The sequence below is a fragment of the Streptomyces sp. HSW2009 genome (genome assembly GCF_040240285.1).
Taxonomy (GTDB): domain Bacteria; phylum Actinomycetota; class Actinomycetes; order Streptomycetales; family Streptomycetaceae; genus Streptomyces.
On record NZ_JBEHZD010000003.1, the window covers coordinates 1 to 12,019 of the forward strand.

10 protein-coding genes are annotated in these 12,019 nt (G+C 74.0%); 5 read left to right on the top strand and 5 right to left on the bottom strand.

Annotation, left to right across the window (positions count from 1 at the left end; genetic code table 11):
- Positions 1 to 497: 497 nt before the first annotated feature.
- The 4 genes from AAHZ94_RS00435 to AAHZ94_RS00450 form a co-directional block, all read right to left on the bottom strand.
- On the bottom strand, positions 498 to 1,700 hold the full coding sequence (locus AAHZ94_RS00435) for a serine hydrolase domain-containing protein (RefSeq protein WP_349989781.1): 1,203 nt from the start codon (positions 1,698 to 1,700) through the stop codon (positions 498 to 500).
- A gap of 290 nt (positions 1,701 to 1,990) precedes the next feature.
- The gene (locus tag AAHZ94_RS00440; RefSeq protein WP_349989782.1) at positions 1,991 to 3,484 is read right to left on the bottom strand and encodes an erythromycin esterase family protein; all 1,494 of its coding nucleotides are present in this window, start codon (positions 3,482 to 3,484) and stop codon (positions 1,991 to 1,993) included.
- 405 nt (positions 3,485 to 3,889) lie between these two features.
- Positions 3,890 to 4,996: an MBL fold metallo-hydrolase gene (locus tag AAHZ94_RS00445; RefSeq protein WP_349989783.1), complete on the bottom strand. Its 1,107-nt coding sequence runs from the start codon at positions 4,994 to 4,996 to the stop codon at positions 3,890 to 3,892.
- A gap of 408 nt (positions 4,997 to 5,404) precedes the next feature.
- On the bottom strand, positions 5,405 to 6,811 hold the full coding sequence (locus tag AAHZ94_RS00450) for an aminotransferase class I/II-fold pyridoxal phosphate-dependent enzyme (protein ID WP_502964550.1): 1,407 nt from the start codon (positions 6,809 to 6,811) through the stop codon (positions 5,405 to 5,407).
- A gap of 304 nt (positions 6,812 to 7,115) precedes the next feature.
- On the opposite strand from AAHZ94_RS00450, the gene AAHZ94_RS00455 reads away from it, so the two are divergent.
- The 4 genes from AAHZ94_RS00455 to AAHZ94_RS00470 all read left to right on the top strand — a co-directional run bounded on the left by AAHZ94_RS00455 (position 7,116) and on the right by AAHZ94_RS00470 (position 10,061).
- Positions 7,116 to 7,760: a class I SAM-dependent methyltransferase gene (locus AAHZ94_RS00455; RefSeq protein WP_349989784.1), complete on the top strand. Its 645-nt coding sequence runs from the start codon at positions 7,116 to 7,118 to the stop codon at positions 7,758 to 7,760.
- A gap of 133 nt (positions 7,761 to 7,893) precedes the next feature.
- The gene (locus tag AAHZ94_RS00460) at positions 7,894 to 8,418 is read left to right on the top strand and encodes a hypothetical protein (protein WP_349989785.1); all 525 of its coding nucleotides are present in this window, start codon (positions 7,894 to 7,896) and stop codon (positions 8,416 to 8,418) included.
- 106 nt (positions 8,419 to 8,524) lie between these two features.
- Positions 8,525 to 8,959, top strand: coding sequence for a VOC family protein (locus tag AAHZ94_RS00465; RefSeq protein WP_349989786.1), 435 nt, complete (start codon positions 8,525 to 8,527; stop codon positions 8,957 to 8,959).
- Between the two features lie 493 nt (positions 8,960 to 9,452).
- Positions 9,453 to 10,061 carry a barstar family protein gene (locus tag AAHZ94_RS00470; RefSeq protein ID WP_349989787.1) on the top strand — a complete coding sequence of 203 codons (609 nt, stop codon included), beginning with the start codon at positions 9,453 to 9,455 and terminating at the stop codon, positions 10,059 to 10,061.
- 134 nt (positions 10,062 to 10,195) lie between these two features.
- On the opposite strand, the gene AAHZ94_RS00475 is transcribed toward AAHZ94_RS00470, so the two are convergent.
- Positions 10,196 to 10,990, bottom strand: a complete 795-nt coding sequence (locus AAHZ94_RS00475; protein ID WP_349989788.1) for a SigB/SigF/SigG family RNA polymerase sigma factor — start codon at positions 10,988 to 10,990, stop codon at positions 10,196 to 10,198.
- A gap of 398 nt (positions 10,991 to 11,388) precedes the next feature.
- Here AAHZ94_RS00475 and AAHZ94_RS00480 point away from each other — a divergent pair, with 398 nt between their 5' ends.
- Positions 11,389 to 11,937, top strand: coding sequence for a type 1 glutamine amidotransferase domain-containing protein (locus AAHZ94_RS00480; protein ID WP_349989789.1), 549 nt, complete (start codon positions 11,389 to 11,391; stop codon positions 11,935 to 11,937).
- The last annotated feature ends 82 nt before the right edge of the window (positions 11,938 to 12,019 follow it).

Here is a 12,019-nt window from a genome sequence, read left to right on the forward strand (position 1 = left end):
TTTTAATCGACCCGCCCCCCCCCTACACAACCACATGGAGGCGGGGCGCCCGGGCCAGATGTGAAAACCCCCCCGGGCCCACCGGCGGCGCGCCCCGCGCGCCGGGGGCGCCCGCCCCCGCGGCGACCGCGGCGACCACGGCGAGGCCCACGCCGATCCGCAGCCGGCGGGCGCCCCGCACCCGCCCGCGCCGGCCGCCGCCCCCTGCACCGCGGCCGTCCGCTCCCGCAGTGGTTCCCCGCACCGCTCCCCCTCTCGCTGCGCCGGCGCCCGCCGTTGACGGACGGTCCGGCCCTGGCCGCCTGCCCGCGTCCCGGGTGGCGCGTACTGCCCGCGCCCGGGCGCGGGGCCTTCCCCTCCTCCCTCTCGGGTGCCGCCGGGCGCCGCCGAGTTTTTTCGCCCCGGCTGCGCCGCCCCGGCGGTCCCCGCCGGCCGGCACGGGGCGGGGAGCCCCGTACTCTCCCCGCCCCGCGCCGGTCACCGTCGCCGGCCGCCCCTCAGCGGCACAGCGCGGAGTCCACCAGGGCCCGGACGTCGCCCGGCCCCTGCTTGACCGTGTGCCGGTCCGCGGTGACGGCGACGGAGCCGGCCCGGCCGCGGTCGGGGGCGCCGCCGCGGGTCTGGTAGCCGGGGATGTCACCGCCGTGCCCCCAGGCCAGGCCGCCGCAGGTGAGCGGCGTGCTGATGAGGCCGAGCCCGTAGCGGGCGCCGGCCCACAGCTTGCCGTCGGTGGGGACCGTGGTGCGCATCTCGGCGAGCTGAGCGGGGGCGAGGAGTTCGCCGCCGAGCAGGGCGGTGAAGAACCGGTTCAAGTCGGCCGGGGTGGAGATGAGCTGCCCGGCGGCCCAGCCCCAGGACGGGTCGAGCTCGGTCATGTCCTGGAGCGGCGCGCCCGCCTTGTCCGCGTAGTAGCCGCGCGGGTGCGGCCCGGGGATGCGCTCGTCGCCGACGCCGGGGAAGGTGGTGTGGCGCAGGCCGATGCGGTCGATGATCCGGCGGGTGATCTCCTCGGCCAGCGGCCGTCCGGTGACCTTCTCGATGATCAGCCCGGCAAGGGTGTAGTTGGTGTTGCTGTACTCCCAGCCGGCGCCGGGCGCGAACAGTGCCTTGTGCGCCAGGCCCAGGTCGAGCGTGGTGCGCGGCTGCACGTAGGTGTGCCGCTCGCTGCCGGTGATGTCGCCGAGGTAGGGCACGTAGTCCGGCAGGCCGCTGGTGTGCTGGAGGAGCTGACGGACCGTGATGTTCCGGCCGTCGATGCCCTCGCCGCGCACCAGCCCCGGCAGATACCTGTCGACGGGCTGGTCGAGCCCCACCTTGCCCTCGCCGACCAGTTGCAGGACGACGGCCGCGGTGAACGTCTTGGTGTTGCTGCCGGCCCGCACCCGGCCGTTGAGCGGGGCCTTGGCCCCGGTGCGCAGGTCGGCGACGCCGGCGACCTGGTTACGGGTCCGCCCGTCGGGCTCGGTGGTGGCGGCCAGCGCCGCCGGGTACTGGTCGTCGCGCACCAGGTGGACGAGGCCCTGGCCCACCGTGTCCTGCGGGCGGTGCGGGGCGGCCGTCGCCGGCAGGGTCGCGCCGACGGCGCGCGCCGTGCTGACCACCGCGGCCACGGCGAGCGCGCGCCGCGGCCGGCGCGGGGCGAAGCGGGCCCCCGCCGGGCGGGAAGACGGGGCCGGTGGACGGTCCGAGAGCCGAGTCATCGAAGGAACCTCTTGGTCACGCCCGGTGGGCGCGGCGGATGGGTGGGTTGGTGCCAGGTCGCGGGGCGGGGGCGCGCCCCCGCGTCCCGGCCGTCGTACCGTCTGCGTCGGTTGACGCAGGGCCCGGCCGCCGGGTTGCGGGGCCCGCCCCGGGCGCGGGTGGCGGGACTGCTGGTAGGGCGTCAGCTCCGGGGCGCTGCGGGTCCGCGGACGCCCCGTCCGCCTCGTACGGGGTGCCGGGTGGCGCAGGTGCGGGCGGCGGGGGCCGATCGGGGCCGCGGGGCGGGGCGTCACCGCGGCGTGGTCGTGGTGACCCGGTGCAGGTGGACCACGATGTCGTAGTTCCGGGCGAGCCGCGTCGACTCGTACTCGGCCGCCGGCCAGGAGGCGCCGATGCTGCGCACCGGGCGGGCGGTCGTCAGCCAGCTCCGGGCGGCGCGGGGCGCCGTGCGGGTGTCCAGGTAGTAGTCACCCTTGGCGACCCGTTCCAGGGTGTGTTCGCTGCTGTCGGGGGCGGCGGGGCCCAGTTCGACGGGGCGGTAGACCTTCTTCGGGTCCTCGGGGTCGACCGCGTTGAACCCGCCCTGCCCGAAGGTGAATCCAAGGTTGACGTACCGCTTGCCGAGTTCCTTGCGCAGCACCTCGCCCTGGGTGGTGGGGTAGTAGTCGGGCACGTTGGACTCGCCCGCGACGTGCGTGTTGTGGGCGGACAGGAAGACCCGGGTGCCGGTGTGCCGCTGCCACCACACCGTGTTGGCGGCCATCACCTCGTCCCGGTAGCGCATCGCGCCCGGCGCGTCACCCACCATGTCGTAACCGAACAGGGTGCCCACCTGGGCGATGGCCCTGGCGTGCTGGATGACCAGCGCGTGCGCCCGCCGGTCGGGTCCCGGCCGCTGCCGCTCCAGCAGGGTGAGTACGGACTGCACGTCGTCCCTGAGCTGTTGCCGTTCGGCCAGCGGCATCGCGAACCTGGACGTCATCGTCTCGTCCATGCCGGCGGTCGGCCGCGACGCCGCGTACTTCTGCTTGACGGCGGGCAGCAGGGCCGGATAGTTGCGGGCGACGTACGCGGTGACCCGGTCGAAGAGTTCGGGCCCGGCGAAGGCCGCGTCGTTGCCGGCCACCCGGAGTTGGTCGCGGTGCTCCTTGTTCCAGGCGCGCATCCAGCGGAACAGGTCCGCCATCTCCTCGGTGTTCCACAGCGCGCCGCCGTTCTGGAACTCCTCGTCCATGATGGTCGCCAGGTCGCCGTCGCCGGTGCGCACCCAGCGGTCCAGGCGCAGGCCGGCGCTCCACTGGATCTCGAAGGCGAAGGAACGGAAGTTCTGGTGCTCGACGAGGTAGCGGAACAGGCGGTGCTTGGTGGTGACGAACTCGGCCGACCCGTGGGTGGCCTCCCCGGCGCCGACGACGTCCGCCGCCCCCACCATCCGGCCGAAGGCCCGCAGGTCGCCGTCGAAGGGCGCGTCCGGCGCGGTGCTGCGCAGGGGCTGGTCAACGCGGGCCAACTCCCGCGCCGGGTCACCGCCGCCCGGCCCGGCGGCCGGCGCCGCACCGGCCCCGGTCAGCGCGGTCAGACACAGCGTCAGCGGAAGGGCGAGGAGCAACCCTGAGGTCCGGCGCCGGGTGCGGGCAGGGTGTCCGGTACGGGTACGGGCCACGCGCTCCGTACGGGTAACGGCCCCGTGCTCCGCACGGGTGGGGGCCGGGGCTCCGACGCGGGTGACGGACGTGGAAACCCCGGTCATGGGCCCGGTCTCGGGCACATCGTGTGATCGCATGTCTGGAGGCTAGGAAACCGCGCCCCGCCGGCACATCGCCCGCGGGCGCGAGTGCCCAGGTCCCGGTGCGTCCCGCGGCTGGGACGAGGGTCCTGCCCACCACCTCAGCCCGGGGCAGGACTTCGCTCGTACGCCGCGGGGGCGGGCGGGGGCCCACCTCAACCGGAAGGGGGTGTCGGGATGCGGTTCCGACCGGCATCGGAAGTATGACGGTCCATCAGGAATACATAGTGGACTGCTAGTTGGCGCCGCCATAACCCCTTCGGCGACGGGCGGTCAGGTTCACCCCACCCACCGCACCACAGGCCGCACCCACCCAAGCCGCCACCGCCGCCCCAGCCAAGCCCCGACCCCCATCACACCCACCCCCACACCCACGCCCCACATCCACACCCACAGAGCCCGCTACCCCTCCTCCCCCAACACCCGCGAACCGCCCACCGGTAGGTCCCACAGGTCTTCGCGGGGGCGGCCGGTTGCGGCCCAGGCGGCATGGGCGCGGCGCAGTGGCTCCGTCGGCGGTTCGGCCGAGAGCAGGAAGGTCGCCCAGTGCATGGGGGCCATCCGGCGCGCCCGCAGGTCCCCGTGCGCCCGGACCGCCTCTTCGGGGTCCAGGTGTACGGGGCGCAGCATCCAGCGCGGTTCGTACGCGCCGATCGGCAGCAGGGCCAGGTCGATGCCCGGGTAGCGGTCGCCGATCTCGGTGAACCAGTGGCCGTACCCGGTGTCGCCGGCGAAGTAGAGCCGGTGCCCGGGCGTGTCGTCCGCGCCGGGTGGGGCGGTGAGCACCCAGCCGCCCCACAGCGAACGGCAGGTGTCGATGAGGCCGCGCTTGCTCCAGTGGTGGGCGGGGACGAAGGCGAACCGTACGACGCCGCCGGCGGGCGCGGGCAGTTCCACCGCCTCCCACCAGTCGAGTTCCGTCACGTGGGTGAAGCCGCGGCGGCGACACCAGGGGGCGAGTCCTGCGGGCACCAGGAGCGCGGTGTCGCGCGGCAGCCGCTTGAGGGTGGGTGCGTCTAGGTGGTCGTAGTGGTTGTGGCTGATGACGACGGCGTCGATGTGCGGCAGGTCCTCCCAGCGCACGCCCACCGGCGTCACCCGGGCCGGGGTGCCGAAGATCCGCCGGGACCAGACGGGGTCGGCCAGGACGGTCAGCCCGCCGATGCGGATCACCCAACTGGCGTGCCCCACCCAGGTGAGCGCGACCGCCCCGGGCCCGGGCAGGGGCAGCGGGCCGGGCGCGAACGGCAGATCGGCGATGGTGTGCAGGGCCTGACTCGACGGCCGCAGCAGCCCCTCGCGGGCGAGCCTGGCCAGCGCGCGCCCACCCGGCAGCGGCGTGGTCAGCCGGTGGGCGAACGTCCTCGGCCAGCGGCGCACTCCACCGAGCGGGCGGGGCGCCGGCAGCGGACGTGGGCCCCCGTCGGTACGCGCGCGCCGGCCGGCCTGTGGGCGGGCCACGCCCGCGGGGCCGGCTTCGGTACGGAACCGCTCGGTCTGATCGGTCATCGACAAGGCTCCATTCGGTGAGGCGAACCGGTCGCGAGCGCGAAGCACCGCGCACCGAGACGGCTACCCCGTCCCGCCCCCACTCGACCGGCCGCGGCCCCCTTAGCCCAACGAATCCGGGGACGACGGGACCACGTCCCGCGCACCAGGGGTACGACGCCGCCCCTGGCAGCCGGGGCGGACGGGCGTCGGGCCGGGTTGACGACCAGACGGCCACCAGAGCAGCGGACGGCGGACGACGCCCGCCATCCGGCGAGCAACGGCCCCGGCCCAGGCGGCCCCCACCCCATCCAGCTCAGACCAATCCAGCTCAGACCAACCCAACCTGGGCCAGCCCAGCCCAGCCCAGTCGAGGCCAGTCGAGGCCAACCCAGCCCAGGCCAACCAGGCCGGCCAACCGAACTCAGCTCACCCCATCCACCCCAGCTCCCCGAAGGCAGCCGCAAGAAGGTCCAACGCACCGCGTACATGAGCTAGTTCAAGCGGTTGGCGCGTGTCGAGCGCGGCGAGCCGCTGGGTGTCGTCGGCGCCCAGCAGCGGTAGCGTGGACAGCCGTACGCGCAGTGCGTCGGGTGTGTCGCCGAACCGGTGGCCACCCGGGACCGGCCGCCCCAGCCGCCGGGTCAGCTCGCGCTCCAGGTCCACCGAGTCGGCGATGCCGCGTTCGGCCAGCGGCCCGCGCAGCTCTTCCAGGTCGGCGTAGAGATGACGGCCCGCGCACGGCGGCCGGCTGCGGACGCCCAGCGCGGCCAGCCGGTCGTAGGCCGCCGCGCCGACCGCCCCGAAGGCGCGCGCCGACCGCTCCACCCTGGCCCGTACCGGCTCCGGCTCCCGCAGGGCGTGCAGCGCCGCCGCGGCCACCGGGGCGGCGAGCTCGGCCCGTACGGCGCTCAGCGCGGCCAGCAGGTCCGACCGCAGTGCGGCCCCGTGGTCGGTGCGGGGGAACCTCGCCACGGCCGCCGGCCAACTCGGGGGCGTCAACGCACCGGCCAGATCGGTGAGCACCACGACCCGATCGGCCACCATCTCGGCCGGGCTGACCAGCACGTTCTCCGCCGGCCAGGGGGCAGGCGGCATCGGCCGGCCCGGGCCGGGCGCCGGTGGTCGGCCCGAGCCGGGCGGGCCATCGCGACCCCCCGTCGCATCGGGGGCGGACAGTCGCCCGGCGGCAGGAACGGGCCGCGCGCCCTCGGCCACCGGCCACGCCCCTTCCCGTGCGGGCCCGCCCGCGGCCGGATGCACCGTGTCCCGCCAGGTCTCGTCGCTGACCACCAGCAGGCCCGCCGCCTCGGCCGCCTCGCAGACCTCGTGCAGCAACTCGGGCGGCGCCCCCGTGCCGGTCGGGTCGTCGGCCACCGCGAGCAGCAGCACCCGCGGGTCACCGCCCTCGGCACGGACCCGGCGCACGGTCTCCAACAGGGCGAACGGATCGGGTACGCCACCGCCCGCGGCGGGGGCCGGCACCGGGTACACGGGCCGGCCGGCGAGCCGGGCGAGCGGCGCGTACCAGGCGGCCGAAGGGCGGGTGAGCAACACGTCGCCGCCGACGGTGGCGAGCAGTGCCAGCAGCAGCGGCTGCGCGCCGGGGCCGGCGAGCACGTCGTCGGGCGCGGTGTGCAGTCCGCGCCGCCCCCAGTAGTCACCGGCCGCGCGGCGCAGTGCGAGCGCGCCGCCGATCGGCTCCGGCCTGGTCCGGTCGGATGCCGCGGCGAGGTGGGCGGCGAGGTCGGGCAGCGGCGGCAACCCGCCCTCCGCCGCCCAGGGAAGGACCGGAGCGCTGGACGCGGGGTCGGGCCGCTGCATCCGTGTCTCCATATCCGCACCTCCATCGACGAAGGGACCGTAACGGGGCAACCCTCGCAGATCACCCGAGTGTGGGCGCGGGCCGACACGACGGCCCGCGGCCCCGCCGCGCCCCGGCCGCGTGACGCGCCACACAGCCCGACCGGCAAGCGGCGCGAGCCCTGGGGAGCCGTGGCAGCCCCAGCGGGCTCAGGGTTCGCAGAAGCAGCCGCCCAACCGCAGAATTCGCAGCGCCGCCGTGATCGCAGATGGCGCCGGGGACTGGCTCAGGAGGCGGCGGTTTCACATCGGGGACGGTCGGCTAGCGTGTGCGGCCATGGACAGGGACGCATGGTTGGCCGACACCCGGAGTTCGTACGACACCGTCGCCGTCAGCTACGCCGACCAGTTGCGCGGCGCCCTGGCCGGCAAGCCCCAACTGCGGGCCGCGCTGGCGGTGTTCGCCGAGTCGGTGCGGGCGGCCGGGGGCGGTCCGGTGGCCGACGTGGGGTGCGGTCCCGGACACGTCACCGCGCACCTGCACGGGCTGGGTCTCGACGCCTTCGGCATCGACCTGTCCCCACGCATGCTCGACGTGGCCCGGCGCGACCATCCGCACCTGCGGTTCGCGGTGGGCTCGATGACGCGGCTACCGCTCGCCGACGCGTCCGTCTCCGCCGTGCTCGCCTTCTGGTCCCTGATCCACGTCCCCGACGACGCGGTGCCCGCCGTACTCGACCACTTCCACCGCGTCCTGCCACCCGCGGGCCCACTGCTGCTCGGCTTCCACGCGGGCGCGGGCGTGCACCTGAAGACGCAGGGTTACGGCGGCCACCCGATGAAGGTCGCCGTACACCGCCGCGAACCCACCGAGGTGGCGCACTGGCTACGCGCCGCCGGCTTCACCGTCGAGGCCCAGTGGCTACTCGACCCGGACCAACCGACACCGGGCGCGATCCTGTTCGCCCGCCGCACGCCGTGACCACCGCAGCGGCGGGGCCGCGCCTGCTCCTTCCGCACCGGCGCCGGGGCCCCGCGCGCGGTGCCGCGCCATCCTCACCCGTACGCCCCCGGGGCACCGGGACGGCGGCCGAACCGTTCCGAGGAGCCCGGTGATGGACCTCGGTTCGGTCATCATCGCGGTGGCCGGCGTCGCGGGCACGCTGGGTGGGGCCCTCCTCGCCCAGCACGGTGCGGAGCGCGCGAAGCGCCGCGAGATCGAACTCGTCCGCGTGCACGAGGAGGCCCGCGAGAACCGCTCGCTGCGCCGCACCTGTTACGGGGAGCTGAACCGGGACGCCCGACAGTTCGCCACCGCCCTCAACCGGCACCTCCGCGTGCTGCGGGAACGCGAGGTGACGGAGGCGGACCGGGAAGCGCTGGAAGCTGTGAAGAACGCGCACCGCGACCGGTACTCGGAGGCCCAGATGGTCGCCCCCGACGAGGTGCTCGGTCGGGCGCAGGTCCTCAACCAGGCCCTGAACTCGGTCTACGGGCAGGTGAAACGCCTGGAGCGGGGCGCACCCGAGCCGGGCGAAACGGTGGAGACGGCGAGCCGCGCCCAGTACGAACTGTGGGACCTGCTCGGCGCCATGCGCACCGTCATGCGTCACGACCTGGGTGTCACCCTCGGCGACTGACCACCACGAGCCACCCACCCGCGCCACGCCCCGCCCCGCCCCGTCACCCACTCCCCGACCGGCGTCACACCCCAGAGCGGGCCGCACCCCCTGCTAGGGTGCGCCGATGCCATCGATCAAGAAGATCCAGGTCACCTTCGACTGTGCGGACCCCGAGCGGGTGGGTCGCTTCTGGTGCGAGGTATTGGGTTACGTCCCGCCGGCGGTGCCGGACGGGTTCGACACGTGGGACGCGTACAACCGTGCGCAGCCCGTCGAGAAGCAGGGCGCGTGGTTCGCCAGCATCGACCCTTCGGGCGAGGGGCCCCGGCTGTACTTCCAGCGCGTTCCCGAAGGCAAGGTCGCCAAGAACCGGGTGCACATCGACGTACGCGCCGGCGCCGGCCTGGTGGGCGAGGAACGCCTGGCCACTCTGGAGGCGGAGTGCGCCCGGCTGATGGCGCTCGGCGCGGAGCGCGTACAACTGATGCTCGCAGATGAGGAGAACGAGTCCTGCATCTACATGCGGGACATCGAGGGCAACGAGTTCTGTCTCGACTGATCGGGGTGGGGCGCCGCCCCGGGGCCGGGGGGGGGGGTCCCACGGGGCGGGCGGCGCCCGAGGCAGCGCCCGGGCTGCTGCGGTCGCGCCGAAGGGCCCGGCTCGGCCCGTTCGCACCCGGAGCGCGCGACGATCCTCGCCACGGCGCGCGGCGCCGGCTGGACCACCGCTCGTGTTGGCCCGTTCGAACCTGGTGGACAGTCCTGACGAGGAGACAGGCGTCATGAACTCGTACTCACCCAGCGGCCAGGGCCGGAACGAAGGTTCCCGGGAGACCTCGTTCAGCGTGCCCAGGACGTCGGCGGTGCACTCCCAGAGGTACGCGCTGGCCTCAGATGAGGACGCAAGCGATGTCTGGGGCTTCGCCCGGGAGGCAGCAGGGTTGTTCACGCCGACGACGGCCGGAGCAGGGCCGCGGCGCGTGCGCCTCTTAGGTTGTCTCCCCCAGGGTGGCCTGTTGCGGAGCGTCGGCCGCGTCGGCAGTCGTCACGCCGTGGCGGGAAACGCCCATCTCGACCTCATCGACCGTGCCGGTGCCGTCATGGGGTCCTACTTCGTCAACGAGGTCACCGTGCTGGGTGTCGAGCCTTCCTCTCACGGAACCCGCCTCGTCGACCTCACCGTGACGCTGTGGTGCGATGGTGCACTGGCCGAAGCAGAACAGGTGTGGGACCTGGTTCGCTCGGGTCGTCTCAACCGGACCGGCATGTGGCACGGACTCACCCCTGAGGGCAGACGCGCCTGGCTCTCGGTGGCACTGTCGTCCCGGCAGTACCGCCGTCGGGGCAGACCGGACGCCCGTGCGGGCCAGGTGTTCAGCTTGGACGGCCGGCACATCGTGGATGAGGACACCTTTTACTGTGCGATCGGTGAGGCCGTCAACGGGCCAGGCGGGTACTTCGGCTGGAATCTCGACGCTCTCGACGACTGTCTGCGAGGCGGCTGGGGCGCCACCGCTCCGCTCACCCTGCACTGGGAGTCCTCGGCTGAGAGCAGGACACGACTGGCGAAGCCCGTGCCTGCCGGCGATCGCGAAGTTACCCTGTTCGACCTGATCCAGAAGCTCTTCGAAGAGCGGGGCGCAAGAGTCGTCCTCCGCTGACCCGCGGGATCGCCACGGCGGTCCGTTGTCGCTACCCCACCCGTCCCCACCCCTCACCCCCACCCACACGCACCCACACGAACCCGTCCCAGTCGTCCCCGTCCCCGCCCCCGTCCCCGCCAGTCGTCCTCCCCTCACGCCACGTCCGCAAGCACGCGCTGGCCGATGCGGGAGCACGTGCGGTGGATCAGGCGGGAGACGTGCATCTGGGACATGCCGAGTTGGTCGGCGATCCGACTCTGCGTCATGTCGCAGAAGAAGCGCAGGTAGAGGATGCGGCGTTCGCGTTCGGGCAGGGCGTGTAGGGACTTTTTGACGGATTCGCGGGCCACGATCCGGTCGTAGTCGGGGTCGGGGGCGCCCAGGGTGTCGGCAAGGGAGTAGCCGTCCGCGCCGCCCGTCAGTTCGGCGTCCAGCGACAGGGTGGCGAAGGAGTCGAGTGCGCCCATGCCGGTCCGGACCTCGGCTTCGGTCAGGCCCGTGTGGCGCGCCACGTCCGCCACCGATGGCCGGCGCCCGTCGGGGGTGCGGGTCAGGGCCTGGATGGCGACCCGTACCTGTTGGCGCAACTCCTGGACGCGGCGCGGCACATGCAGGCTCCACAGGTGGTCCCGGAAGTGGCGTTTGACCTCGCCGACGATGGTGGGCACCGCATAGCTCTCGAAGGCGGAGCCGCGGTCTGTCTCATACCGGTTCACGGCCTTGACCAGGCCGAGCATGGCGACCTGCGCAAGGTCCTCACCGCTCTCGCCCCGGTTGCGGTAGGTGGCGGCGATGCGTTCCGCCATGGGCATCCAGGCGCGCACCACCTGCTCGCGCAGGGCGTCCTTCTCGGGGCCGTCGGGCAGTTCGTCGATGCGCCGGAACTCGGCCGAGGTGTCGGGGGCATCGTCGTGCGGGTGCCGCTTGCGTGTACGTACAGGCGTCATGTTCCGCTCTCCCTGATTGCGGTGCATCTATGGTTCGCCGCAGTGGCGGTCGCAGATGTCATGGCGGGAGCGGGGCACGCGCGGACCGGTTGGTCGCACGCGGGCTACCAGCGCCTTCCCGCGGTCGTGCCTCCGGTCCGAGGCACAGTCCTTCGGGTGCCCGAGGTCTTCCGAGCGCAAACCCCACCCATGGTCGGCAGCCGGAGGGGGTACGGGCCCGGGTGGCGGACTCCGTTCGGCGGAGCCCGCTCGATTGGCGGGCCGGCGGCCGGGCAACTATCGATGACCCGGGGCCCGGCCGCTCCGACCGGCCCGGCGTCCGCCGCCCCGCCGGCCGTGGGCCCGGCAACGCCGCCGCGCCCCGGACCCCATCACCCACCTGGAGAGGGAACACACCCATGCGAGTCGCTTTTCTCACCGCACCCGACGGCGTCGAACAGGTCGAGCTCACCAACCCCTGGCAGGCCGTACGGGACGCCGACGGCACACCGACCCTGTTGTCCACCGCGCCCGGCACGGTGCAGGCGTTTCACCACCTCGACAGGGCCGACACCTTCCCCGTCGACCAACTCGTCGGCGAGGCCCACATCGAGGACTTCGACGGGCTGTTGCTGCCCGGTGGCGTGGCCAACCCGGACGCGCTGCGGCAGGACGCCGATGCGGTGGCCTTCGTCCAGGACTTCTTCGAGACGGGCAAGCCGGTCGCGGCGATCTGTCACGCGCCGTGGACGCTGGTGGAGGCCGATGTGGTCAGGCGCCGCACCCTCACCTCGTACCCGAGCCTTGCCACCGACGTCCGCAATGCGGGTGGGCGGTGGGTCGACGAACGGGTCGTCGTCTGTGCCGACGGGCCCAATGTGCTGGTCACCAGCCGCAATCCGGATGATCTGCCGGCCTTCAACGCGGCGTTCCTGGCGGAGTTCGCGAAGGTCTCGGGCGGCCGGTAGGCACCGGATACCGGCAGCGTCCTGGCCCAGCGGGCGCCGCCGACCGCCGCCCCACCAGCCCGCCGCCGCGTCAACCCGCCGC

Coding starts and splice junctions, on each gene's coding strand:
- AAHZ94_RS00475 (WP_349989788.1), bottom strand. CDS start 10,990: ATGACGCCTGTACGTACACGCAAGCGGCACCCGCACGACGATGCCCCC.
- AAHZ94_RS00460 (WP_349989785.1), top strand. CDS start 7,894: ATGGACCTCGGTTCGGTCATCATCGCGGTGGCCGGCGTCGCGGGCACG.
- AAHZ94_RS00480 (WP_349989789.1), top strand. CDS start 11,389: ATGCGAGTCGCTTTTCTCACCGCACCCGACGGCGTCGAACAGGTCGAG.
- AAHZ94_RS00455 (WP_349989784.1), top strand. CDS start 7,116: ATGGACAGGGACGCATGGTTGGCCGACACCCGGAGTTCGTACGACACC.
- AAHZ94_RS00435 (WP_349989781.1), bottom strand. CDS start 1,700: ATGACTCGGCTCTCGGACCGTCCACCGGCCCCGTCTTCCCGCCCGGCG.
- AAHZ94_RS00465 (WP_349989786.1), top strand. CDS start 8,525: ATGCCATCGATCAAGAAGATCCAGGTCACCTTCGACTGTGCGGACCCC.
- AAHZ94_RS00450 (WP_502964550.1), bottom strand. CDS start 6,811: ATGGAGACACGGATGCAGCGGCCCGACCCCGCGTCCAGCGCTCCGGTC.
- AAHZ94_RS00440 (WP_349989782.1), bottom strand. CDS start 3,484: ATGCGATCACACGATGTGCCCGAGACCGGGCCCATGACCGGGGTTTCC.
- AAHZ94_RS00445 (WP_349989783.1), bottom strand. CDS start 4,996: ATGACCGATCAGACCGAGCGGTTCCGTACCGAAGCCGGCCCCGCGGGC.